Source organism: Aeoliella fuhlenseeensis, assembly GCF_052161615.1.
Taxonomy (GTDB): domain Bacteria; phylum Planctomycetota; class Planctomycetia; order Pirellulales; family Lacipirellulaceae; genus Aeoliella.
This window is the reverse complement of the sequence record NZ_CP197417.1, coordinates 571153-596580: the sequence shown is the minus strand read 5'-3', so window position 1 is coordinate 596580 and position 25428 is coordinate 571153. Positions and strand designations below refer to the sequence as shown.

The 25428-nt window shown below is 60.9% G+C and carries 19 protein-coding genes; 6 read left to right on the top strand and 13 right to left on the bottom strand.

Features of this window, described 5'->3' with window-relative positions; translation table 11 throughout:
• Nucleotides 1-251: 251 nt before the first annotated feature.
• Nucleotides 252-1478, bottom strand: a complete 1227-nt coding sequence (locus tag SH292x_RS02335; RefSeq protein ID WP_442483969.1) for a permease — start codon at nt 1476-1478, stop codon at nt 252-254.
• 101 nt (nt 1479-1579) lie between these two features.
• Nucleotides 1580-2773: a DUF3592 domain-containing protein gene (locus tag SH292x_RS02330; protein WP_442483968.1), complete on the bottom strand. Its 1194-nt coding sequence runs from the start codon at nt 2771-2773 to the stop codon at nt 1580-1582.
• A gap of 182 nt (nt 2774-2955) precedes the next feature.
• On the opposite strand from SH292x_RS02330, the gene SH292x_RS02325 reads away from it, so the two are divergent.
• Nucleotides 2956-3219, top strand: a complete 264-nt coding sequence (locus SH292x_RS02325; protein ID WP_442483967.1) for a hypothetical protein — start codon at nt 2956-2958, stop codon at nt 3217-3219.
• A gap of 574 nt (nt 3220-3793) precedes the next feature.
• On the opposite strand, the gene SH292x_RS02320 is transcribed toward SH292x_RS02325, so the two are convergent.
• On the bottom strand, nt 3794-5362 hold the full coding sequence (locus SH292x_RS02320; RefSeq protein ID WP_442483966.1) for a sigma-70 family RNA polymerase sigma factor: 1569 nt from the start codon (nt 5360-5362) through the stop codon (nt 3794-3796).
• Nucleotides 5363-6452: 1090 nt separating this feature from the next.
• On the opposite strand from SH292x_RS02320, the gene SH292x_RS02315 reads away from it, so the two are divergent.
• On the top strand, nt 6453-6956 hold the full coding sequence (locus tag SH292x_RS02315) for a hypothetical protein (RefSeq protein ID WP_442483965.1): 504 nt from the start codon (nt 6453-6455) through the stop codon (nt 6954-6956).
• A 44-nt stretch (nt 6957-7000) separates the two neighbouring features.
• On the opposite strand, the gene SH292x_RS02310 is transcribed toward SH292x_RS02315, so the two are convergent.
• The 3 genes from SH292x_RS02310 to SH292x_RS02300 all read right to left on the bottom strand — a co-directional run bounded on the left by SH292x_RS02310 (nt 7001) and on the right by SH292x_RS02300 (nt 10335).
• The gene (locus tag SH292x_RS02310; protein WP_442483964.1) at nt 7001-8305 is read right to left on the bottom strand and encodes a hypothetical protein; all 1305 of its coding nucleotides are present in this window, start codon (nt 8303-8305) and stop codon (nt 7001-7003) included.
• An 11-nt stretch (nt 8306-8316) separates the two neighbouring features.
• The gene (locus SH292x_RS02305) at nt 8317-9114 is read right to left on the bottom strand and encodes a class I SAM-dependent methyltransferase (protein WP_442483963.1); all 798 of its coding nucleotides are present in this window, start codon (nt 9112-9114) and stop codon (nt 8317-8319) included.
• An 870-nt stretch (nt 9115-9984) separates the two neighbouring features.
• On the bottom strand, nt 9985-10335 hold the full coding sequence (locus tag SH292x_RS02300; protein ID WP_442483962.1) for a VOC family protein: 351 nt from the start codon (nt 10333-10335) through the stop codon (nt 9985-9987).
• Nucleotides 10336-10743: 408 nt separating this feature from the next.
• On the opposite strand from SH292x_RS02300, the gene SH292x_RS02295 reads away from it, so the two are divergent.
• Nucleotides 10744-11205, top strand: coding sequence for a putative signal transducing protein (locus SH292x_RS02295; RefSeq protein ID WP_442483961.1), 462 nt, complete (start codon nt 10744-10746; stop codon nt 11203-11205).
• Between the two features lie 148 nt (nt 11206-11353).
• On the opposite strand, the gene SH292x_RS02290 is transcribed toward SH292x_RS02295, so the two are convergent.
• Nucleotides 11354-11884, bottom strand: coding sequence for a hypothetical protein (locus SH292x_RS02290; RefSeq protein WP_442483960.1), 531 nt, complete (start codon nt 11882-11884; stop codon nt 11354-11356).
• A 561-nt stretch (nt 11885-12445) separates the two neighbouring features.
• Here SH292x_RS02290 and SH292x_RS02285 point away from each other — a divergent pair.
• On the top strand, nt 12446-13021 hold the full coding sequence (locus SH292x_RS02285; protein ID WP_442483959.1) for a hypothetical protein: 576 nt from the start codon (nt 12446-12448) through the stop codon (nt 13019-13021).
• 59 nt (nt 13022-13080) lie between these two features.
• On the opposite strand, the gene SH292x_RS02280 is transcribed toward SH292x_RS02285, so the two are convergent.
• From SH292x_RS02280 to SH292x_RS02270, 3 genes are all read right to left on the bottom strand, one after another.
• Nucleotides 13081-13569: an ecotin family protein gene (locus tag SH292x_RS02280; protein WP_442483958.1), complete on the bottom strand. Its 489-nt coding sequence runs from the start codon at nt 13567-13569 to the stop codon at nt 13081-13083.
• Nucleotides 13570-13967: 398 nt separating this feature from the next.
• A complete protein-coding gene (locus SH292x_RS02275) occupies nt 13968-15308 on the bottom strand; it encodes a YcjF family protein (RefSeq protein ID WP_442483957.1) in 1341 nt (446 codons plus the stop codon).
• A gap of 307 nt (nt 15309-15615) precedes the next feature.
• Nucleotides 15616-17166, bottom strand: coding sequence for a YcjF family protein (locus SH292x_RS02270; protein WP_442483956.1), 1551 nt, complete (start codon nt 17164-17166; stop codon nt 15616-15618).
• A gap of 359 nt (nt 17167-17525) precedes the next feature.
• Here SH292x_RS02270 and SH292x_RS02265 point away from each other — a divergent pair, with 359 nt between their 5' ends.
• A complete protein-coding gene (locus tag SH292x_RS02265) occupies nt 17526-18848 on the top strand; it encodes a hypothetical protein (protein ID WP_442483955.1) in 1323 nt (440 codons plus the stop codon).
• Nucleotides 18849-19068: 220 nt separating this feature from the next.
• The gene (locus SH292x_RS02260; protein WP_442483954.1) at nt 19069-19458 is read left to right on the top strand and encodes a thiol-disulfide oxidoreductase DCC family protein; all 390 of its coding nucleotides are present in this window, start codon (nt 19069-19071) and stop codon (nt 19456-19458) included.
• Between the two features lie 70 nt (nt 19459-19528).
• Here SH292x_RS02260 and SH292x_RS02255 read toward each other — a convergent pair whose 3' ends face one another.
• The 3 genes from SH292x_RS02255 to SH292x_RS02245 form a co-directional block, all read right to left on the bottom strand.
• On the bottom strand, nt 19529-21826 hold the full coding sequence (locus SH292x_RS02255) for a glutamine amidotransferase (protein ID WP_442483953.1): 2298 nt from the start codon (nt 21824-21826) through the stop codon (nt 19529-19531).
• A 337-nt stretch (nt 21827-22163) separates the two neighbouring features.
• Complete coding sequence (locus tag SH292x_RS02250; protein ID WP_442483952.1) at nt 22164-24293, bottom strand: BatA domain-containing protein; 2130 nt, start codon at nt 24291-24293, stop codon at nt 22164-22166.
• Between the two features lie 134 nt (nt 24294-24427).
• Entirely contained in the window at nt 24428-25324 is an 897-nt protein-coding gene (locus tag SH292x_RS02245; RefSeq protein WP_442483951.1) for a DUF58 domain-containing protein, read from the bottom strand.
• Nucleotides 25325-25428: the final 104 nt, after the last annotated feature.

Genomic DNA, 25428 nt, shown 5'->3' with positions numbered 1-25428 from the left:
AGAGGGCGATGTCAACCAGTTAAAAATTGCCGGTTTATCAGGGCCTTCCGTATTTGTGCCATCCTGAGGGAGCCCCAGCGACCGAAGGATCTCCGCTGCCATGGAAAGAAGGTCTCACGCAGAGACGCAGAGGCGCAGAGAGACATCGCGGGGAGACATCGCGGGGAGACAAGTTAGAGAATTGGTGCTCGCGAATCCGATATTCGCGACCATTCGCGTGATTCGCGGGCAGTCCTAGATGACGACCGAACCTATTCGCCACTCACCCGAAATCCCGCCCCCTCCACCACCGCGCGCACTTCGTCCATCGACACGCTTCCCACCACCACGGCTTGCGGGGGATCGAGCGTCACGCGGGCGATGCGGATCGACGGCGTGCGGGCGAGTGCCGACTCGGCTTTGCTGACGCAGCCTTGGCAGTTCATCCCGGCAACGGGGATCGTCAGCGTCTGCTCGCCAGCATGGGCTTCGCCTACCTGGTTTCTACGAACCAGTCGCTGCAGGTCCGTTACAGCAAACCACGCGAACAGCAGTAGCATCGTCACCGCACTCGCAATGCTCCACCAAGTGATCGGGTGGTGATGCGTGTGGTCGTGCGCATGACCAGCGTGGGCGGAGAGTTGCAGCAGGTCGCTGAACAACAAGCCCGCCGCCATGCTGCCGACGATGATCGTTGCGAGGTAGACGACCATCGCGCGATTGCCCAGCGTTTTGCGTACCGCACCAATGGTCGCGATGTTCACGGCCGGACCTGCCATCAGGAACACCATCGCCGCGCCGGCCGGCAAGCCACTCGCGACGAGCGCCGCCGCGATAGGGACCGAAGCGGTCGCACACACATACATCGGCACCGACACCGCGAGCACCAGCAACATGGCCACGAGCGTGCCGTAGCCGGCGACGCTGGTCCACACGCTACCAGGAACCAGTGTGGTGATCGCAGCCGACAGCAGGATACCGACGACGAGCCATCGCCAAACGCTGTGGAGGATTTCGAGGGAGTGCTCGGGCAGTTCTCGCCACGAGCGGCGCGTTCGATCGTTGGCGAGGGGAAGTTGTTCGATACCGGATTCGTTCGATTTCGGTTCCCATGCCTCGGTGACCCAACCGCCAACGAGTCCGGTGACGAGCGCCGCGGCGACCTTGAAGAGCGCGAAGGGCCAACCAAGCATGCCGGCGCTCACGAGTACCGAGTCGACTCCGGTCTGCGGCGTCGAGATCAGAAAGCCCACCGTCGCCCCGCGACTGGCACGCTCCTCACGAAGGCTGATCGCTAGCGGGATCACGCTGCAGGAGCAAAGCGGCAGTGGCACACCAATCGCGACGGCTTTCGCCACACTCCCCCGACCGCTTAGGTGCCGCTGGACGAAATCGCGGGGGAGCAACACATGCAGCAATCCCGCCACGAGCGCTCCGAGCAAGAGCCACGGCGCAAGCTCGACCGTGGTGTTCCAGGCGGTTTCGAAGAACAACTGCATGCACCGAACCTTCTCTCAATCCGCTGGCACCGTCGTGGCATCAACGTACCGCCCCGCCAGTCCTACATTTTCCGCTCCTTCGCCCGATGTTTCAACGGCCGTCACACCAAGGATTCTTCCAATACGGCGTGCTCGACAGGGGTTCCTTCCTTACAGAATACGGGCACTTCGAACTCGAAGTTCGCATCGGGCCCCATAAGTTTCGCCGAAACGCCGAGTTTCCATGAGATATGGCGGTCCGAATAGGGATCGCTTGGCTCGGCTCCTGCGGGGATCCAGAACTGGAACGGGACGGCCGTCTGCTCTTCGTTCTGCTCGTCCAGCGTGTCGAGCACCACTTGCGAGTCTTCCCACAGCACTTGGTCGCTGGACTGTTTGTGGGTCGTCACCCGGCGGACGCATCGGAGACGGAGGCGAAATCCATCGTCAGCTCGCACAACGCCTGGCAGTAAGATCACGCCAGCTAGTTGCTCGCCAACCACGCCGGGCGTCGACGCAAGACGGAGCGTGGCGACGGGAAATCGCTGCCAGCGATAGAACATCACCAGCGCCACCATCGCCAAACCAATACCCGCGAGCACAAACAATGACACTGCGAGAATCGCGAACGTCGAAGGTCGCTCGCCTCCGGAGAACATCGCGGCGACCGCCCCCCAGGCCAGCAAGTTCCACAATCCCATGACCAGCAGGCTGCCGACGAGTCCATTAATGTTCCGCGAGCGAATCACACCCTCTGCCCAGTCGTCGCGCCACAACCAAGGTTCGGAAGGATGCGCATCGGCCCGCGCCATCTCGCGCTTCAAGTCGCGACTGCAGAATTGCATTCCGACTAGTCCGCCGACGCCCAACAGTCCAAAGACCACAGCGAACACTCCCTTGAACGCCACCATCTCGGGCCGGAGATCGCGAAACAAGACTGCTTCGCTAGGACGCTCGGGATTCACGTAAGCGACGATGTCCTTCCCGCCGCGCTTTGCACGCTCTAGTTCTTTGAATCTCCGCTGCTGATAGCGGCCAACGTTGTCGCCCCCGAAATGCAACGCCACGCGGTTACTTGTGTACTCGTGGCCCGCGAAGGTGTATTCGTACTCGGCATCGATGCGATAGGTCTTCGTACCCTCCAGCTCGAGCGCCACCAGACGGGCCGGCGTCTCGACCCAATGCTGCATCCGCGACCAGTCCACGACGCACCACGCCGTCAGCACCGCCATCGCCACCCCCGCTGCCGCAAACGGCAACAAGACTAGCGATGCATACCCCATTCCCTTGTTCGACGGACGGGTAGGATTGCTCATGGCACCCTGCTGGAAGAATCGATAGAAACCTTCCAAAGGATAGCTTATGAAACCGAGGCGAGACTGCCGAGAAACGCCCCGCCACTAGGTTAATCCAGGTGCTAGTTAGAACCGGATTCAGCTTGCTCGCCGCCCGGAGAGCTACCATAATTGAGTTGTTAACTCTTCAGGGAGCCTTTTGCATGGCCACAATTGATCGCCCGACGCTTTACGACGACTTGCTCGATCTGCTGGTCCACTCCGCGGACGTGGAAGGGCTGCTTACCTATCGACTGTCCGAGTCGAAGCAATCGCGGCTCAATGAGCTGCTGGACCGCAATCGCGATGGCATGTTATCGCCCGACGATCGTATGGAGCTCGAAGAATTCGAGCGGCTTGAGCATCTTGGTCGCATGGTCAAAGCTCGTTTAAGGCAGTTGTCAGCCCGTCACAACGGTGGCGATTGATAAGGGTTATCGGGATCACCAATCGTGGGAAGATCTGTTAGTGGTCTCTCCACTCTCAGTCGCGATACTTCGGCAGCTCTCTCCGAAACAGAGCGAAGCACTACGGCAACCACCGAGATGATCGCAGTCGCGCCAAGGAGCAGCGATAGCATTACCTTGGTGCCCCCACAGTCTCCTCCGTTCGCGCTGACGGTCCAAGCTGGGTGGATCGTCAGCAGCACTCCCAGCACGATGGCAGCGAAGCCTCTTCAAGCCACGTACCAACGATTCGAGAGTAGGAGAGTCAGCAAGAAGCCCGTAATTGCGAAGCTCGCCCATCCGATGCGGCTTGCATTCTTGATGGCCTCCGATGCCCCCTCGCCGCTGCACGCAAGCGTCAACACTGAGAAGGTGGAGAACATTGCCGCTTCCGTGTTACTGAGACCACACCAGCACCGCCTCAAATTAGGCAGGTGCCTTAGGAATTATTGCATGGGTCTCCGGTGCCAACTTCCGCCCCGTGAAACGCAAAAAGCCCCGATCATTGCTGATCGGGGCTTCTGGGTCATTCACATGTTTGGCATGTGTTTGGTTGCTAGTCGAGGAAACCAAGCAGTTCGGCGCTGCGGCTGGGTTGCTGCAGTTTGCGGACGGCTTTGGCTTCGATCTGGCGGATACGCTCGCGGGTCACTTTGAAGATGTGGCCCACTTCTTCCAGGGTGTAGCTGTAGCCATCGCCCAGGCCGTAACGCAGCTTGATGATCTCGCGCTCGCGGTAGCTCAGGGTCTTCAGCACCGCAGTGATGCGGGTGCGGAGCATTTCCTGAGCAGCACCAATCGCGGGGCTCTCGGCACCACCATCGGGCAGGAGATCGCCGAAGTGGCTGTCTTCGCTGTTGCCCACCGGGCGGTCGAGGCTGATCGGGTAGCGGCTCATCGCCAGCACACGGCGAGCTTCTTCCACGGTGCACTCGGCAGCGCGGGCGGTTTCTTCGAGCGTCGGTTCGCGGCCCAAACGTTGTAGTAGAGCGCGCGACACGTTGCGGACGCGGCTCATCGTTTCGACCATGTGGACCGGAATGCGAATCGTGCGGCTTTGGTCCGCCACGGCACGCGTGATCGCTTGGCGAATCCACCACGTGGCGTAGGTGCAGAACTTGAAGCCCCGGCGATACTCGAACTTATCCACAGCACGCATCAGGCCGGCGTTGCCTTCCTGAATCAGATCCAGGAACGACAGGCCGCGGTTGCGGTACTTCTTGGCGATCGACACCACCAGACGCAGGTTACCCTCGGACAGGCCACGCTTCGCCTTTTGATAGCGAGCGTAAACGCCCTTGAGTTCCTTCACCCGGCGACGCAGGCTGGTGGGAGTTTCCTGCAAGCTGCGAAGGATGTTGCGGTACTCGACGAGCACGGGCTTGCGCTCGCTCGCACTCTTGCGATCCTTCTTCATCTTGTCGAGCTGCGATTGCAGCTGATCCACGCGCTCGCTGAACTGGGCGAGCGTGTCGATCATCGGCTCAATCCGCTGGGTACGCAGGCCGAGCTCTTCGACCAGAATCACCGCACGACAGCGGCGACGGCTGAGGCGAGTCCACGCGGCACGACGCTCGGTAGGCTTGTACGACTTGCTGGTGGCAATGCGATAGTCGTCGGCGTTTTGCTCCAGCAGCGTTTCGAGCGTCCGCAGGTTGTGCGGCATGCGACCCATGATCTGGTCTTTCTCCAGACGATCGGTCACCGACACCTGCACCGTACGATCGAACGGCAACTCGCCCCGGTGGACGCGACCAAGCACCTTGACGGCGCTACGGATCACGTAGTCGCAGGCCAGCAGCTTGCGACGGAACTGGGCGCGGGTGTGCTCGATACGACGGGCGAGCGAGATTTCTTCCTTGCGCGTCAGCAGCGGAATTTCGCCCATCTGCGTCAGGTACATGCGCACGGGATCGTCCGACCACGATTCGTTATCGCCGCCGTCGAGTAGGCCCTCTTCGTCGCTGTCGTCGAAGTCATCCAAATCGCCGGATGCAGCAACGCTAATCTCGTCTTCCTCGTCATGGTCCTTGCTGGACCCGAGGTGACCCGCTAGTTGATTGACGTCCTCGCTGGAGACATCGGAATCGTCATCAAGCGTGTGATCAAGCAAAGTATCAAACAATGTGAGGCTCCTACCAGAATAAACCGAATCCGTGACGACTGAGCGAACTCACCGAAAGCTCGCCCGCTACACCCCCAGCCGCCACAGCTATCGAACATCCCGCCGCACGTTTCGCACGGCGACAGGTTGTGGTTGTAAACGTCTCTTGAAAAACCAAACCCCACCGCGAGGCGGCAGGTAACAACTAATTTTAACACCAAGCACCCGCGCGGCTGCCGCGGTCATGCATTTGGAAAGAACTTCTATTAGGGAAAACATTCGCACCTCTACCACTTAAACCGTTGGTGGGTATCCCTTGTCCGCATGTGGAGACCAAACGGGCTCCAATAATTCATGCAAGGCAAAGAGACATGGTTAGTGAATCTGCGCAGGCTTATTCATTTATTGCCGAGTCGCTCTAACGAAACACTCTGCTCGCAAACTGATTACACAAATTCAGTGGGTCATTCGGACCCTGCGGGCAGCATGGTCGCAATCGCTTCTCGAAACTTAAATCAACGCAACGCCTGGGCAGCAGTGGCGGTGAGTGATCCCCTGTACTCAATTGGGCCGCTCATTCGATCTGCACGATGGATTGGAGGGATGATCGCCGCGAGCCGCGCTGTAAGAAGGGCTCCGCGAGATTCTCACGTCATCTGTCCGATACCGACTCGTACAAATCTTCCAGTCCGGAACGCCAACGCCCCTGAAGCAATGACCTCAAGGCGATGACTTCCTCCCTGAACACCAAGCTCCTTCCGCTGGAACTTGGAGATCCGGAACTGTGCCTGAGCAGGGCGGGTAGGCAGCGGCCGCCCTTGCTCGACCCTATAATTGTAAACGCTGGAGCAACCCGGTCCATAGGCAAAAAGCGAAAAACGGAGTACATTATCGCCAGTTTCGCCTCCAGCGGCGGCGAGCGTCTCCCAACTCGGCATCCCGCGTCTCTCAACCCTAATCTCACCACCCAGACGCCGCAATCCATACGCCCGAGGGGGAGCTAGAGTTCGGCGGGCTGCTCGCCGCCCCCGACCACGCCGAAACCTTCCCCCCACGGAAACTGATGGCCGACAAATACTTAGTTCCTTGCTCCTGCGGCCAATCAGTCGCCGTGGCTGTTAATCAGGCTGGCTCGAAGGTGCTTTGCTCGTGCGGCAACGAGGTGGGCGTTCCCCCCTTACGAAAACTGCGGGAATTCCCCCGTGACCAGCCACCAGTCGTTACCCAGCGCACCGCTTGGACCCCCCGCCACGCGGTCGCTTCGGCAGGCGCGATCCTCGCCCTTGGTTTGGCCGCGTGGGGCGTTTGGCAGTGGGCTACCGAGCCCGTCGTCCCCGATTTCGAACAGCACTACGAGGACCAGCTCGAAGTCATGGCCGACGAGATGCTCGCCCACGCCACGCCGCTGCAGTTCTACCAGCATCTGGAAGCGACTGGCCCGATCCTCGCCGATCGTGGTTTCGAGAAGATCTCGACGCCCCAGCAGGCCGGCATCGTCGAGCACATCGAAGACCGCCAGCTCCGCCGCAGGCTCACGTTCGCCGCGGCGGGACTCATTGCTGCGATCAGCGCCGTGGTGTGGTTCTTCTGGCCGAAGCCATCGCCCGTCGCTTAGTCACGCTCAGGTAACGGCCACGCTCGAACAACTGTCGCACTCCCTTAGTTGTCCCGCTTCGCCAGAACACTCTGCCAATCGCTGGGCGGGACGTGCTGCCAGGGTCCGGCGAAACCTTCGCGAATACTCACGGCAATCGGCTCGGTTTCGCCCACGCGGGTCACGATCAGTAGCTTCCGCCACCAGCCCTTGGCCATCACCCGGACCAGCCCATGGAGCTCACCGGCTCGGAAACTTCGGTAAGTTCCGATCGCCGAAAACTGGCTCGCCAGTCCCGAAACCCAGGTGTCCGATCGCTTCGCCCGCGGCAGCTCGCGGCACGCTTTGCACACGCCGTGGGAGAGCACCGGTCGGCTGACGAGCTGCTGGCAGGCGACGCATTCGGTCATCTGTTCTTTGAGCACCTCGATACCGGAAACCGGGCAACGAGCGACCAACTGCGAGTCGACGTGCTTACCGGTGACGCCGCAGGTCACGCGTTCGCAGTCCAGCACGCGAGCGCCCGACTCGTCGCAGGTGACGATTCCCTCGGCGGCGACGATGCGGCCATCATCAATGGCGGCTAGGTGGTAGGTGGCAATTCCGCTCGCCGCGCAGTGGAATGCGGGGGCCGTGAGAGTTCGCGTCCAGTCGTCGAACGTCACGCGGGCACACTGTTCGCCAATGTCGAACTGCACGGCTCCCTCGGCACGCTTGGCGACCACGATCGTCACGGCGACGAAGTCCTCGCCAGCGGTGCCCATGCGCTCGACCAGCGATTCTATCTCTCGCCGCGTGAGAGCTACGTTTTGGCCTTCGAGCGGACGAATCTCGTCGAGGCCAAGTTGTTCAATCAGCGACTCGGCGACCCCTTCGCCCGCGGCATCGAACAGGCGATGCTCGACTTGCGATGGGTCGCCGGCGACGAGCGTGGTGACTCGCACGAAGGGGACCTCTATTAAGTGACAGCCCGCCAGGTGCATCTGCCCGCCATCGACCTCGTAGGCGTCGAACAACCGCCGAGAGAACTCGTGGATCGATTCGGGCTGCGCGGCGGGGCGAGCCACCAAGGCTCCGCGCTCGACCGTGGCAAGATGCCACAACCAAGCGGCACCCTCGCTCGGCGAAACCACGCGGCGGGGCAATTGGGCGATCGCTTCGCCCGCCACCGCCACCCGCGTTTGGTACGGCTTCGGCCAACCGGCGTGATCGCGATGATCGAACTCCAGCGACGCGACGCCCGTCTCCAGCGAGCAGCGAACCCCCATCGCCCGTGCGGCAAACTCCACGAACGAAGCCAGCGGCTCGCGATGCACGATGGCACCCGAGTTCGCGAGATCGTTCGAGGGTGGAGTTTGCAGGTCGTTCACAGCGGGTTCACTTACTTCTTCTTCAACACGTAAACCACGTCTTCGGTTTCGGGCTGGATGGTGATCGGATTGTCGATGTCGTAGGCGAAATCGTACGTCTCCACGACTTCGAGCGATGGCACCGTACTCATCAGATCGGCCATCTGCCGGGCCGTGTAGATTCGAAAATCGGCACAATTTGCCAGTCGGAACGTGCGGGTGGGGGTAAAAACGTCAAAAGTCATCCTCACCCGCTCAATCCGCTTCCGCCGGTTGTGCTCGATGGTCCACAGGCGCGATAAAACCGTCAAATTCCCACGCCGGGCGTGCCAGTGCTCCTCCTCCATCGGATCGCCGACGGTCGGCGTGAGGTGCAGCCCCAATAGATAAAGCCCACCTTTCCGCAGCGATTCGGAGATGCACTCCAGGTGCCGCCGGGCGTGATCTTCGCTCGGCAAGTGGCGGAACGTGTTGATCATGTTGAACGCGGCGTCGAACTTTTTCTTCCCTTTGAAGTCCGCAATCGTGAAGTCGCACATGTCGCCGACCACCGCGGTGCGTGGAAAGCCGTGCTTCTCCAAACGATCGTTGCAGTACTCCACGGCGGGCTCGGCGAGGTCGTTGCCCACGACTTCGAACCCCGCTTGAGCAAGCCGAAACATGAGCCGCCCCGTCCCGCAGCCCGGCTCAAACAATCGCTTGAACTTCCCCTTGCCATGCTTGGCAAACGCCGCCTGCAAGAACGAAAGCTCCGCCCCCCAGTCCGACCCGAACACGAGGTCGTAGTACTTAGGGTAGTTGTACAAATCGTCTTCAATGATTTCTTGCATGCGTGGGGGTCAATCGAGGCTGAGTTCTGTCGCACGAAACTCACTATTTCATTGGGTGCGACTTTACTCCGAGGGCATTCGTTGGGGGTAGGTGTGTAAGTGTTTGCGATGTAAGGGTTTGGAGTGCGAGCAGCTGAAAGTGGCAGATGGATAATGTCGCAGGGGGGAACCGCAGGTGCGACTTTACTCGATTCTCCGTCTCGAAACTGGGGTATTTGAACTTGTGAACACGTGTCGAATTTCCTCCATTAGAACCAGCGCGCGAGTACTTTCTAGCGTGATTCTGAAAAAAAGTGAAAGAAATTCCTCGCGGACAAACAGCCAAAAAGCCGCGGTTTTCGACACCCTCCGTGAGTGCGTTTCCATGTCATCCTGAGGAGCGCCAGCGACTGAAGGATCTCGCTTGCCATTCGACGAAGGTCTCACGCAGAGACGCAAAGACGCGGAGGAAAAAGGGGAACACTAATCGGCGCTAATCTTCGCTAGTACAGAAAAGGAGATTAGATGCCGAGAACTCGGGGGTGGTGAGAACGGTGAACGTCGAGCTCGATTTACGCCAACGGCGTTCCGTCACCGTAGCCTAGGGTTGCCCAGGTGCGAGTAACACGAGCTGCGGGGCTACCCTAGGGGACTGGATACAGCGCTCAACGCGAACGCAACTCAGCCCCTCCAATCCTAGCGGCAGGGCGCAAGCCCTCCGGCCGCCCCGGGGAGAATGTCCCATTGCTTAGACTTGTCGCCCTGCAGCCGGACGGTTTGCGCCGTTCCGCTGGGAGTTCATGTCATCCTGAGGGAGCCCTAGCGACTGAAGGATCTCCCTCGCCGTTCGAAAACGGTCTCACGCAGAGACGCAAAGACGCGGAGAGGTCGTTACTTCGCAACGAGTTCGACCAAGTGCCCATCGAAGTCTCGCATCACCGCCCGGCGACCCCAGGGGCTGTCTTTTGGGGCCTGATGAAGCTCGGCTCCGATGGCTTGGAGTTCGCTGACTACGCGATCCACGTCGTCGACCGCGAAACCAATTCGCGTCGCACTGGTGGGCATATCGGCGAGAGGATAGAGCTCAAACACGAACCCATCGCGTTCACACGCCAGGTGCTCGGGGCCATTACCATGCCGATGCGTGTCGAAGCTCAGTCCCAGTACTTCGTAGAACGCCTGTGCCCGCGACAAGTTGGCGGAGCGAAGGACCACGAGATTCAGTTGTGCTGTATGCGACATCCTACTTAGCCCTTTGCGCCTTTTGCGTCTCTGCGTGAGATCATTCTAAGAAATGGCCATTCGCGGTTCGGTTTCGGTCTCGGCCGCGTTCCGATCGATGGAGATGTTTCTGCTCGACCGACGAAATCCCTGGCACGACTACCCAGGGTAGCCCCGATGCTCGTGTTACTCGCACCTGGGCAACCCTAGGCTACTGTGACGGAACCCCTTCGGGGTAGGTTGCGACGAAGAAAGTCGTAGCGGTAGGGCGCAAGCCCTCCGGCCGCCTTGGAGAAGACTTCCTATTGTCTCGATTCCTCGCCCCGCCGCCGGACGGCTTGCGCCGTTCCGCTATAAACTTATCTTGCCGATAACCAACCCAAGGTGGCGAATCACTGAATGTGTCCCCTCCTGAGTCAACTACCTTCCATGGCCAAGCGCCGGCGTATCACCGACGAACCCGTGACGATCTACCGCGCGGCGAATGCGGCCGAGGCGTACGCGGTTCAGAACTTGCTAGCCGAGGAGGGTATCTCCGCGGAGATCGTTGGGGAAGTCATCGCCAGCACGTGGGGTTTTCTGCCAGGCCGCCAAACCGGTCCGTCGGTCGTTGTCCCATCCGGCGATGCGACTCACGCGCGAGAGGTGGTGAATGCACAACTGGCGACAATCCCGCGCACGCCGAATCGTCCCTGGCAATTCAGCGTGCGGGCGCTGCTCATCACCATGACGGTGGTCGCCATCGTGGCGGCCATCTGCGGTCAGGTCCCCTACCCTGTTCTGAGCACGATCTTCTTCACCGCGCTCTTGATCGGCGAGATCGCGGCACCGTTCATCAGAAGCTATCGAGAGATCGATCGCACGCTGAATCCGGAGAAGTACGAAGACTGAAGGCATCGTACGTCCCTTCGTCATCCTGAGGGAACTCTAGCGACCAAAGGATCTCGCTGGCCATACGAAAAAGGTCTCAGTGAGCGGCAGAGATACACATCGCGAGATCACCATCGTTACCTCCGTTCCGGCGCGACTCCTTGGCCCGTCATGCCGACCCCAAACCTCGAAGCAACGCGATTGCGTGGGCCAACTGCCAGTTAAGCTCGGTAGACTTGTCAGGAGAGACTAACGAAAGTATCTCGCGAGACACATCAAAAACACTTGGCTGGAATCGAGTCTTTACCAACAGCGATGCTTGCTCCAACTCGCGTTGGCAACAACAAAGCATCAGCATTCTTAAGACACCGCCCATGTTGCAGGTACCGATGACGGTAACCCCTTCAGGTGTCTGAGAGACGTTCGTCTCGGTTTCTCGAAGTTCCCAATACTTGCGATTCAGTTCGCCGAGTCCGTTCTGGTTATGAAGAAATTGGCGAATTTGGAGCACGATTTCAGTCGCCATTGGATTTGGGCTGTGATCCACTAGCCAATGCTCGGTATAGTCACATGCGACCTCGCTTTGCATCATACGCGGGAGCAAGGACAGAGCTAGCTTCAGCTGCGCCAATGGGTTGCGCTCGAGTCGTTGCTGCGAGATAGCGCTCTCAAAATGTTTGTACGCTGAAGATTCACTCATTTCAGTCATTCGAAGAAACCCAGTTTTCGGCCGGAGCATCGACCTAGGGTAGCCCCGATGCTCGTGTTACTCGCACCTGGGCAACCCTAGGCTACGGTGACGGAACCCTTTCGGGGTAGACGATTGTTAATCAATGGTAGCGGAACGGCGCGAGCCCTCCGGCCGCGGGGTTATGAGCGCCGACAACTTATGAGTCTTCGCAAGGACGGCCGGAGGGCTTGCGCCCTGCCGCTAGGATTGCGTGAGTAGGTTTCATTCGCGATTATCTGCGTGATTCGCGGGGGCTTCTTTCTTTGCGTCTCTGCGTGAGACTCTTCTCCATTGGCAAAGGAGATCCTTCAGTCGCTGGGGCTCCATCAGGATGACATAGGGGCTGAGGCGCCTTCAAGCTGGCAAAGGGGTTGGGACTTTGCGATTTGCGCCATCAACGCTAGCGTCGCTGCGCTTTGGGCGATTGTTCAAACTTTGCTGGCGGGTGTAGCGGAGTGGCTCCGATTTAGTACGGTGCATCGTAGCGGACTGGATCGTCCACCAGCAACTTTGAGTGTGAGGAACGTCGAGATGGACCGCCGCGGTTTTCTGTTTCGAGCGCTGCATGGGGTTGTCGCCGGTGGTGGGGCTCTCTCGCTCACGGGCTGCGGAACGCTGATGCACAAGGAGCGGATCAATCGCCCGCATAGTCGCGATGTCGACTGGAAGGTAGTCGCCCTGAACGGGCTTGGGCTCTGCTTCTTCTTTGTGCCGGGCGTGATTGCGTTCGTGGTCGACTTCTACACGGGTGCTATCTATCTGCCGCACGAATCATGTGGCGACGGGGTGCCGATGGGCGAGCCGATGCCGGTTTACGAATCGATGCCGACGCCCACCGCTGAGCCGGGACCGCAGGCGTCGATCGAGCGGGTGGGGGACATGACGTTCCAGCGAATCGCGCTCAGCCAGCAGCAGCTTTCGCGCGAAGAGATCGAGCGGCAAGTGACTCGCAGCCTGGGACGTGACGTCACGCTCGATGCGGACGACGTGCGGATGACGCCGCTCAAGGGCCTGGAAGAGTACGCGACCACCCTGCGGCATCACCGCCGCGACCCGCTGTTCGGGGCTCCGCCTTTGCGGGTGTTCGAGCAGCAACCGGCCGCGTGACGTGCTACTTCGTCGTGTGGCGATTTACGAACACAGCTATCCACGCGGCACGCCAGTCGCTATCCCTGCTTGGCTTTCTTCATCTTCTTCGCTTTCCAGATTCGAAAGCGGACTTCGCCGTCTTCGGGGACGTACACCACCACGGGGATGCGGCTGTTGTAGGGAATCGTTAGCGTTGGTCCTTGGACGAACTTCTTTACCTGCGGTGTTTCCGCGGGCACGCCGATGAGCGTTGAGGCCGCGGGACCGAACTCGGCGACTTCGTAGTAGGTGAATCCCCAGCCCTCCAGATCGTTGATGGTCAACTCGCCGCCCAGACGAACCGTGTTCACGCCGTCGGTCATCATCTCCTTGCCAACGATGATCTCCACCCGAAAGTCGTCCTCTTCACCTCGCTCCTTGTGAGGAAGCGCGATCACGTACCGCACCATCCCATCACCGGCGGGTGGAAACGCATCGAGATTCTTCTTCTGCTCGTCCGCACGGGTGGTTGCGGATCCAAGGAGAAACAGAAGCACGGCGAGCAATGTCAGTGAGCGGTTCATCATAGCGGTTACTCCGAGAAGATCGTTGGCCGGAACGTGCATGAGGCAATTCGCCCCCACGGTGTTTTGGGCGGCCGCCAGCATGACAAGTTTCGGCGGAATTGGGTAGACGAAGATGCCCGGCAGAGTTTGCATCGGGTGGGCCTAGGGGTCGCACCTCGCCTGCGATTGCCCCCGCTCTGATTCGCTCTGGCGCTGACGCTTCCGGCTTGATGGGGTCTTCTGCGTGAGACTTCGATCGAATGGCGGGCGAGATCCTTCCGTCGCCGGGGCTCCCTCAGGATGACATAATCCTAGCGGAACGGCGCGAGCCGTCCGGCGACGTACCGAGAAACTATCCGCTGTTTCTCTAGGGCTGGCCGGAGGGCTTACGCCCTGCCGCTATGATTCGAATAGCGTCGTCACTTCGCTGTGTGGCGGTTCTTCGATAGCTTGCCGGTGATTTCTTTTTTCAGGTGGTCGATCACCGATTGCTTGTCGGTGTTCTCGAGGATGCGGGCGACGACTCGCTTCGCTCCCTTCTCGCCCCAGCTGGCACCGTTTTCGAAATAGTAGCGAGCCGCTTGGCCGACGATGTACGAGCCGTAGCCGGCCGCTGCGCCCTGTGGCAGCGCGCTGATGGCGGTGCTGGTGCCCCAGGTGAGGCCTTTGAAGAAACTCGACATGTAGCTGACCACCGCTTCGCCAACCATCACCCAGCCGGCCGCCTTGAGGATGCTGGTCACGAGCTCGCGGGCGTTGTCGGTGGTCATCTCGATGCCGTAGACCTTGCCGAGCGTGACGACCATCGCGGCATCCACCGCGGTGCCGCCCAGCACGTCGAGCACGGGGAAATGATTTACGGCGACCGCGATCGACTTCACCGCGGCGTAGCTCCAGATGATGGTGTTCGCGCGGTCGGAGCGCATCTTGACTCGCATCGCCGCGACGCGATCGCTGCGATCGGCGGCGAACATCGAGGCGTTGAGCGCAATCAGGTCCGACCCATCGTGCGACAGCACTTCGAGAATGCGGCCGCGAAGTTCATCGACATCGGGCTTTGGCTCGCGCCATTCTTTTCGCACCGTGCCATCGGCCGATTCGATGTGGTACTCGACAGGCCGGGGGTTGGCGGCGACGCAGACGATGTTCTCGGGCTCGACGATTCCTTTGAGGCGCGGACCGCGGAATAGTTCGAGCAGGTCCCTGAGTTGATCGGGCGTGTAGAGATCGACCTTGTTGAGCACCAGGATGATCGGTTTGTGGCCTGTCGAGAGTTCGACGAGCGCGGTGTACTCGGTCTCGTTGAGGTCGGAATCGGTGACGAACAGCACGAGGTCCGCCCGCTCGGCGGTGTCGCGAGCCATCTCGGTTCGCGCGGCACCATCGACTTCGTTGAGCCCTGGAGTGTCGAGCAGCACGACGCCCGAGTCTTCGAAGCCCGGCACGAAGTACCCATCGGCCTCCCACGGGACGTCCCACACGTCCTTGGTCCACCCGCCGCGGATATTCACCGAGGCGACTTCTTTACCCACCAAGGCGTTGATCAGCGCGCTCTTGCCGGTGCTGATCTCGCCAAACACGGCGATCTCAACCCGCCCCGCCCGAAGCTTGGCGAGCATATCGCGAAGCCCACGAATATCGGAGGAGAGCGCCTTGCGTTCTTCAGCCGTCGACCCATCAAGCTGCTCGAGCGCACGCTCCACCGCTCCCAGTGCATCGAGCAGGGATTGGTCGTTCGAGGATGGAGTGGGTGTGGGCATGGGGGGAATGGTAAGAGGAATCGTCACCTAGGGTAGCCCGTTTGCTCGTAAAACTCGCAGTCGGGCAACCCTAGGCTACGGTGACGGAACCCCTTCGGGGTAGGTTGGCAATACGGTCTCTGTTCTTTTCTTTCTGGGCCTTATTTCTTATCCATTCTAGTTCACGTACCTCAGTTCCTTTGCGTCTCTGCGTCTCTGCGTCTCTGCGTGAGATTCTTGCCGAACGGTTCTCTCAGGGCGAGATTCTTCGGGTCGCATTACTCCCCTCAGAATGACACATGGTTTAGCCTCACTCTAAACATGCGTCTCACTCTTCCAACTTCTGTCGTCCCTTCACGATCAGCTTTCTTAGCTCCTCGGGACTTGTGAGCAAACTCCATTCCTGGCGGGCCAGTTCGGCGATGCCGCCGGTTGGGGGTTTCATTTCGTCGCGGAAGTATTTCATGAATACCCGGCCGATCCAGCGGGTGACCAGGGCTTGGGCGAGGCCTACCAGAAGGCCGCCGGCGATGGTGCCGACGCCGGGGAGGCTTTTCAGCACGCTGCCGATGGAGCCGACGAGTGCCGGTGCGGCGGCGCTGGCACCGAGCATCGCGATCAGGCTTTTGGTGAGCTGCGAGAGCATTTCGACGATCGTTTCGGAGTCGATCTTCTGCTTGTAAATCGCGGCGAGGTCGAGCACCATCTTCACGGTGACCGCCGTCCCGCCAGCGATGTCGAGCAGCGGGATCGGGTTCGCACCAGTCACTCCCGCGGCGGCCCACATGTAGCGGTCGATCACTTTGCGGGCGTGGTCGTCGAGGGCGTTCAGCACGCGCTCTTTGGCGTCGTCCACCAAGCCACGCGACTGCATCAAGAGGTTCGCCAGTAGCAGCGAGTCGCCTTCTTTCGTCACGATGGTCACCAGCCGAACTGCCAGCGGCGAAATGTCCGGCGGCTCGATGACCGTGCCTTGCTCCTGAGTGCCATCGGGGCGAAGGCGAACGATGGGGCGTTCGACAGGACGCGAGCGAACGCTTACCACGTCCTTGGCGTCGACCAGGCCTTCGGTCTGCTCGGCGATTTGCTTGCAGAGTTCGGCCCGCTCGGCTTCGGTGAACCAGTCGGCTTTGTTGAGGCAGATGACAATGCGCTTGCCCATCTCGGCGAGCGTTTCGAGCAGTTCGTGCTCGTAGTCGCGGATGGGGCCGTCGACCACCATCAGCACCAGGTCGGCGTTCTTCGCGGCGTTAGCGGCGTCGCGACCGCGCACTTCGCCAGCGACTTCGGCGAGGCCGGGCGTATCGACTAGGATCACGCGATCGTCGCCGGGCCACTCGATCTGACTCTTCGCCGAGGTGGTTCCGCCGACGACACCGGTGCGAAACACATCACGGCCGGCGAGGGCGTTGAGCAGCGAGCTCTTGCCGCTCGAGATCGCGCCGAACGCCACGACTTCGAGCCGCTCGGCTTGGTGCTTGGCCTCCATCTCGGCGACGGCCTTCTCGATCTCGGCCCGAACCGCATCGCTGATTCCACCGGTGGCCGCGTAGTCGCGACCGGCCGCCATGTTTTCGCTAAGCTCGGCGCGGCGATCTCGTGGCGTCAGCTTATTGGGGTCCTTCGTACGGCGGGCCGCTTGCTGCTCGTTGGTACGGGTGTTCTGCCAAACCTTCCACATGGCCCAGAAAAGGATGCCGGTTAGCACAGCGGCCCCGAGGCACACCACGGTCATGTAGGCGTAGCCAACCAGCGGGCTTTGGGCATGCGCGGCGTTGTACTGCTCGAGGATCTTCGGCGGCAGCGTCACCGCGAAGTACGCCGCCACAGCCAGCAAGCCGACGAGCAGAAAGCGATAGGTGCTGGTGCGGCTGGGCATGGGGGACAGGATGGACGTTGTGCGAGGGCAGTGGCCAGTGCGTGTGGAACTGAAAAGTATACGCCCTGGGGAGAGGCCGCTTGGATGGATTGTGGGGATTGTAGACCTGGAGAGCGACTATTAGACCACATCGCGGGCAGGCGCAGAATGCGGGCTGGAGAGGAGTAATTCGTCGCGGAATTGCGCGGACCACGGCGGATCGACGCGAATTCTTTCAGGAACACTAATCGGCGCTAATCCTCGCTAATGAGAACAAAGATTAGTGCAGATTAGCGAGTATTAGTGTTCTCACCTCCTTCTCCAAAACTGTGCGTTTCGGCTCAGTTGCGGGGACTGTGGGCCCTTGCGACAATGACGGCATGCTTGAGATTCGTTTTCATCGGTTGGTTCTTGGCTCGGCGGTGTGCTGTCTGTTGTTGGCTGCTCGTGTGAGCGTGGCCCAGGACGATTTCAACCGCGAGCCGATTCTGTACCACACGTCGCCAGTGGCGGATGCCGTGGCGCTGCTGCAAAAGCGGATGGACCGTGGCGACGTGAAGCTGGCGTGGGACAAGCGGCATGGCTGGCTCCCCTCGCTGCTCGGCGAGCTGAAGATCCCGCAATCGTCGCAGACGCTGGTGTACTCGAAAACCAGTTTGCAACTCACCAAGATATCGCCCCACCGACCGCGGGCACTTTACTACAACGACGACGTTTACGTCGGCGAAGTGCAGTTCGGTAACGTCTTAGAGATCGCGGCGGTCGACCCCGAACTGGGGGCCGTGTTCTACACCATCGACCAGACGGAGACCGACAAGCCGCAGTTGGTGCGCGACAACGGACTGTGCCTTGGCTGCCACGACACGGGCAACGCCCGCGCGGTGCCGGGGCTATTGGTGCGGAGTGTGTTCGCGCAGGAAGATGGCGAACCGCGATACGACCTGGGGACCGCGATGACCACGCTGGCGACGCCGTTCCAAGATCGCTTTGGCGGTTGGTACGTCACCGGCACGCATGGCGAAATGCGGCACCGCGGCAACCTGACCGTTGACGAAGAAGGCGAAGCGCCGACCGAGTTCGACGAGGGGGCGAACGTCACCGAGCTCACCGAGCGAGTGAACACCAAGAATTATCTGACACCGCACAGCGATTTGGTGGCACTGTTGGTGCTGCAGCATCAAGCCCAGATGCACAACGCCCTGACGCACGCTTCGTACGAAGCGAAGCGGGCCTCGCACTACGACGAGACCTGGAACAAGATTCTCGAGCAGCCGGCGGACTTTGAGAACGACATTTCGAAACGCCGTATCGCCCGCGCGGGGGACGAACTGGTCGAGCAACTGCTGTTCGCGGGCGAGTGGCAGCTGACTTCGCCGGTGACGGGGACGTCGAGCTTTGCCGAGGAGTTTGAAAAACTTGGGCCGCGCGACCAGCAAGGCCGATCGCTGCGCGAGTTCGACCTCCAGCGGCGGATGTTCAAGTACCCGTGCAGCTATTTGATCTACAGCGACTCGTTCGCCTCGCTGCCCGAGAAGATGCGCAGCCACGTCGACGCGCGGCTGGCCGAGGTGCTGCTGGGCCGTGACAACTCGGAGAAGTTCGCCCACCTGTCGAGCGAAGACCGGCAGGCGATTCGGGAGATACTGGCCGAGACGCTGGATGGGTTTGACGAGGTGCTAAGTAAAGGCACGCAACAGAATTAGTCGCGGGACGCCGCGGATTTGGGCGGATTCTCACGGATTCCGACTCAAGAACGCGGCATCACATGTCATCCTGAGGGAGCCCCAGCGACTGAAGGATCTCGCCCCACGATGAGCGTTCAACGGCTATTGGTCGCAGCGTGGGTGACATCCTATAGTTCCGCGAAGGAGATTCTTCGGTCGCCGAGGCTCCCTCAGAATGACAGCAGGTCAACGTCACACCATGTCCAACACCCCCTACCCTATCGAGATGTTCTTCGACGGCGAGTGCCCGCTTTGCCTGCGCGAGGTGAACTGGCTCCGGCGGCTCGATAAGCACGGGCGGATTCTCTTCGTCGACATCACGGCCGCGGAATTCAACGCGGCATCACTTGGCCTCACGCACGACGAGATGATGGCCAAGATGCATGGCCGGCTCGCGGATGGGACCATCGTCACCGGCGTCGAAGTCTTTCGCTATCTCTACACCGCGGTTGGCTACGGCTGGCTGGTCGCGCCGACGCGACTACCCATCATCAAGCAAGGTCTCGACGTGGCCTATAAAGTATTCGCGCGGAATCGGTTGAGGTTCACCGGAAGGTGTGACGCGAAGAGTGGGTGTAAGGTGAAGTGAGAGGTTCTCGCCCCTGCGAGACGCTTCGGGTGGCTGGGGCTCCCTCAGGATGACAAAAGGGCGCAAGCTTTTACACCAATCCCCAGCGTTTTCTTAGGAACCATTCGACCCCTAGCACGCTGACAAAGAGCAGCAGGAACGGCCATTTGTCCCAGTAGGTGCGGCGTTCGATCACTTCGGTTTTGAGCTCGGGTTCTTCTTTCGCCAGCTTGCGAACCAGGGCCGGCAGTTCTTCGGGGGCGAACGACTGGCCGCCGGCGGCTTCGGTGAGTTTCGCAAGGCCGGCGAGCATGGCGGGTTCGGCGCCGGGGCGGTCGAGTTCGAGGTCTTGATTGGGCACTAAGAACCGCGCGGCCGCGGTGCCGATTTCCTTGCCGTCGATCTTCGCGGTGACCTCGGCCAAGTAGTCGCCCGGCTGGTCGGTGATGGTGAACGTCCCCGCACGGCGGCCGGTGTCGGTCGCGACGGTGACGAGCGGTTGCTGCGTGCCATCGGGCAGCGTGATCTTCGCGTCGAACTCGATGGCGGCATCTGGATCGTCGTTATCACCGGGCGTCGCGCCGAGTTCGATGTCGAGCCTTCCGCCACGACTCACGCGGCGTGAAGCGAGGTCGATCCACACTCGTCCGGCGGGTTGGTCGTCTTTGCGGGCGAGCCACAGCACGACTTGCCGCCAGAATCGGCGGAGCTCGTCGCGATGGCCTTCCATCTGCCATCGCCAAGTGGTGTCCCCCGCGAACGCCAGGGTGCGACCGTTGCCCGCTTGCCCCACGACCAACAGTGGATGCCGCGCGGCATCGTTCGTCTCGGCGATGATCTGCGAGTTGGGCTTCAGCGAGTTCCGCGGAATGCGATTCGCGCCGTCGAGCGCGGGAAGGTCGTTCCAACCACTGCCGGGCGGGGCGTTGGGGACGATTTGCATGATGGGGTGCGACTTGCCGACGTCGCCCGCGGGATGCATCTTGAGCGGACCTTCGACGTGAACGTCCTTACGCAGTGGCTCGCGGAAGTTCTGTCGTTCGGCGAGACCAAGCTCCACGGGGAGCACCGTGGCGAGTGGCGTGTTTTGGAAACCACCGGGCCCGAAGCTGTGGAAACCGCCACCCATCATCAGACCCGTGCCGCTGCGAACCATGTCGGCGAGCGCCCGCCAGCTCTCGGCGTTCATCGCGTCCTTATCGACGTTCGACAGGATCACCACGTCGTAACTGCCTGGCTGCAACTCACGGCGAAGATCTTCGAGCGGCCGGCGATAATTGAACAGCTTGCGGCTGATTTGCACGTCGGGCGATTCGTCGATGATGCGCGGAATGAACGCTTGCTCGACACCGGCCCCGCCACCAATCTCCGACGCGCCATACAGATACAGCACCTTGATGCCACCTTCGCGAACGGTGACGAACGTGCTCGACTCGTTGTTCGTCGTGACGAGTTCGCCCTCGGGGCTCTCGGCGCGAAGCGTCACCTTGTACTCGCCCGGCACCGTGGGGGTGTGGCCAAGCGAGATCGGCGTGCGGCTGTCGCCGGTGAGAATGTCTTGTTCGACCGTGTCGACCACCTGCATTTCGCGTGCACCATCCTCGGCCACCTGCTCCCACAGCAGCTGCACCTTGGCGTTACGATTCGCGTAGCCCTGGGCGTGTAGCTGCCCGCTGACTCGCATGGGGGCGTTGGCGAACACCGTGCCACTGACCAGCAGGTCTTCAATGGCGAGGTCGGCCCGATCGCTGCTGCCGGGCTGGCCGAAGTAGAACGTGTAGAGCGGAATTGCCTCGGCCGCGTACTGGCGTGCGACCAACTGCGGCGCGGCGTCCAAGGGGGGCACGGCACGCTGCGCGCCATCGCTCAGCACCAGCACGCCGCGAAGCCGTTGGTCGCCCTCGCGTTCCAGCAGTTCTTCGAGCGCCGCACCGAGGGGCGACTGCTCGCCGGTCGGAGCCTCGGCAAGTTCCAACCGTCCCACCTTCACCGGCACCGATTCGAGCGTTTCGGCGAACGAGTAGGCGTGGACGTTCCAGTTCTCTTCGAGCTTTTCAAAATCGCCAGCCGCTTCGCCGAGCACGAGCTTCATGGCGTCGTACCGACTGCGATTGTCGAGCGAATCCTCCACCTGCATGCTCCGCGACCGATCGGCGAGCACCAGCAGCGTCGCCTCTTCGGGCGTGGTGCGAGTGAACTGAAACGTCGGCCGCAGCATAGCGACGAGCAGCAGTAAGATCGCCGTCAGCCGGAGCATCTTGAGCGCGAGCCGCCTACCGAACGGAACCTCAATGTGCCTCGGCCCCACGCGCGCAAGCAGCACGAGCAAAATCGCAGCCACGATGGCCACGAATGCATAACCGCCGACGGGATGGAGGGAGAGGGACATGGATTAGGGCGAGCCGGGAGCGTTAGCGACCGGAGGTTAGGGGAGTGACTAATGACGAATTAACAATGACCAATGGACGGAACGGGAGTTGTGTCATCCTGAGGGAGCCCCGGGGACTGAAGGATGTACTCTGCCATTTTTTTCGGAACACTAATCTGCGATGATCTTCACTAATCATTTCTTATTAGTGCCGATTAGCGCAGATTAGTGTTCCTAACTTCTTTCTTCTTTGCGTCTTTGCGACTCTGCGTGAGACTCTTTCCTAATGGCCGGCAAGATCCTTCAGTCGCCGCGGCTCCCTCAGGATGACAGGGTTCATAACGCACTCAAATATCGGTTATCCACTCTTATAAAACCTGTCGGCAAGCCACTGTTCGCACGCCAGTATCAACGCCACCAGCGCGATCAGCCATGGGTACAACTCGCGGCCTACTCGGCCTAGGTCGATGGTGCTCGACAGGTTGCTTTGTCCAGTGGCCAGTTCGACGCGGTCTTCGCCGAGGGCGGTGGCGATGGTGTCGAACGAGACGCGTTCGAGTTGGCCGACATCGCCCGCGGCGTTGATGCTGAAGCCGCGGTCGAGCGTAGCGCGTTCGCCGCCCGAGCGAACGCGGTAGTTGCCGACCTGATCGGTGGTAGTAACGATGATCTCGGTTTGCCCCGGCGAGAGCGACTGTGGCAGCGGGCTGCCGGTGGGTGGCTCGAGGACGTACGTCGTCAGGTCGCTACGCTTCGGGAGTGGCAGCGACACAACTCGCCCCGCCGCGAAGTTCAACCCGCGAACGTCCCTGCCCACCAAGTAGTCGGCCATCCCTTCAACCAGCGCCAGGAATGGCCATGGGTCGGGATTCGTCGGCAGCAGGTTCCACGGCTCGTCGCTCGCGCGATCGGAGAGCGGTGTGGTGACCAGCAGCACGCGGCCGGTTCCGAACAAACCTTCAACGATGGCGGGCGAACCATCCGCGAACGTCGCCACTACGGCAGCCGCAGGATCCAAGTTCGACACGGCCCACGACTTGAACACTGGAAACGCGGGCCAAGGTGTGGCCTCGGCAATGTCGACAAGTTGCCGCAGCACGGGGTGGTTATAGTTCGCCGGCGATAGATACCCCGCCGTCGACGACACCCACTTAAGTTCGCCCGGCAGCAGGAGTCGAGCAGCCGCAGCGTTGAAGTCATCGAGATTCCCCACCGCGTTGCGGCCGAGCATCACGGCGAGCCCGCCACCGGTTTGCACGAAGTCGCTCAGATGTCGCCACTGCTGTGCGCTCAAGGGTGGCGGATCGAGCAACATCACGGTGTCGAACGTGGTGAGCGATGTGCGGTCGAGTGTGTTGAACGTGACGCGTTCGACCGCGAACCTCGAAGCGGCGGTTTGCGCGAGCGCGGCTGGCGCGAGCGCCTCGGCCATCAGCTGCGTCGACTCAGCCGACATTCCCACCAGCAGGACGCGGGGTGGCGGATCGACGCTGATCGTGAAGTAACGCGTGTTGTCGATCGTCAGTGGATCGTCGCCCGACAACTTCACGTAACCCTGATGCACCCCCTCGGCGAGCCCGGCGATGGGGAGCTCGACCGCTTCGCCCGCGGCGGAGAGCGTGACAGGTTGTTGCCCACGCTTCGCCTGCTTGCCATCGCCGGTAACGAGCCATACCTCGACATTGCGCGAATTGCCCGCCAGGTTCGCCGTCGCGCGAGCGTCGGCACGCAGCGTGACCGCTTCGCCGGTCGCCAAGTGATCGGAAGAGAGTTCCAGCTCGCCAAGGCCGGCGTTCACCGGGTCCTCGGCGCCGACGTCGACCAGATAGAGCTTGGTCCCTTCGTTCTTATCGAGCGCGGTGCGAATCTCGGTGAGCGCCCCGTCGTTCCACACCACGGCCGCGAGATCGGTGAACACGTAAATCTCGCGGCGATGATCGGGGCGTTCGGCAAGCAGATTGATTGACTCGACAACCGCCTCGGCCAACGGACCGCTGGCGGCAGAAACCTTGAGTCGTTCGGTTCGCAAGATCGCCGAGTCGCGTTCGCCGAGTTTCGCACGCCGTGCCCGGCCTGGCTCCACGAGCGCCACTTCGCTCTCCGGCGGAAGTTGTTCGAGCAACCACGTGGCGGTTTCTTGCGCCGCTTCGAGGCGTGTGACGTTCTTTTCGAGGTAGCCCATCCGCGGCGAGTTGTCGATCACCACCGCCGCCGCGAGTCCCGCCTTGCCGCTGCCGAGTAGCCCCGAACCTTGCAGCACCGGCCGCGCGAGTGCGAGGGCCAGAATCGCAATGAACGCACACCGCAGGGCGAGCAGTATCCAATGCCGCAGCTTGAGCCGCGTCTGATTCACACTCTGCCGCTTGCGGACGAAGCGAAGTGCCGGAAACTCCACCCGCTGCGGCTCGCGGCGCATCACCAGATGCAGCAAGATCGGCAGCGCGACCAGCGCGGCACCGGCGAGCAGGAGTGGGGAGAGGAAGGACATACGTTAAAGGGGGAAGGTGGAAAGGGGAAGGCGGAAAGAATGCAGACGAACGAAACGCTGCAGCTTTCGCTTGCGCCCCTTCCCCCTTCCGCATTCCGCATTCCGCATTTGCATCACAACTGACCTCTCCATTTCTAGCCACGCTGCCTACGAGTAACCAAATACTCCATCAGCGCGCGATCAAACGGCATGCTGGTATCCAGCGGCACGTAGTCGATGCCGCTTTGGAAGCATTCGGTGCGGTACTGTTCGCGGAACTTTGCGATCTCTTCGGCGTAGTCGCTGCGGAAGTTGTCGGCGTCGACTTCGATCTTCTGGTGGGTCTCCGGGTCTTCGAGTTCCATGAGGCCATGGAACGGGAACTCGACCTCCGCTTCGTCGAGGATGTGGAACAAAATGACGTCGTTGCCACCATGCCGCAGCCGGCGGAGCGAGGCGATCGTCTCGTCGACGTCGCCCAAAAGGTCGCTAAACACCATGATGAGGCTCGCGTGTTTGATCATCGCGGCAAGCTGCACCAGGCTCTTCGCGACGTTCGTCTCGCCCATCGGCTCGAGCCTTGCCAGGACCGTCAGCACGCTGGCGATTTGCTGCCGCTTGCTCTTCGGGGGCAGGAACTTCTCGATCTTCTCGCCAAACGTCACCAGGCCCACGGGGTCGTTCTGATGGACCATCAGGTAGCAAAGCGCGGCGGCGATGCAGATGCCATAGTCGAACTTGGTCATCTCCTGCCGATAGGTGTAGGCCATCGACCGGCTTTGATCCATCACCAGATAGCCGGTGATGTTGGTCTCGGCCTCGAACTTCTTGGTGTAGTACTTGTCGGTCTTGGCGTAGACCAACCAGTCGATGTCCGCCGGATTGTCGCCGGGCGTGTACTTGCGATGCTCGCTGAACTCGACCGAGAACCCATGAAACGGACTGGCATGCAAACCCTGCAAGAACCCCTTCACAATGAACTGCGCGCGCAAATCGAGCCGCTTGATCTGCTGAATCACAGCCGGCTTCAGGTATTGCTCGACAGTTGCCATGCGGGAGGGATGAGGGGTCGGGGGCTAGGGGCTGGGAAATTAGGTGGAGACCATTAAGAACATGTCATCCTGAGGGAGCCTAGGCGACTGAAGGATCTACGCGG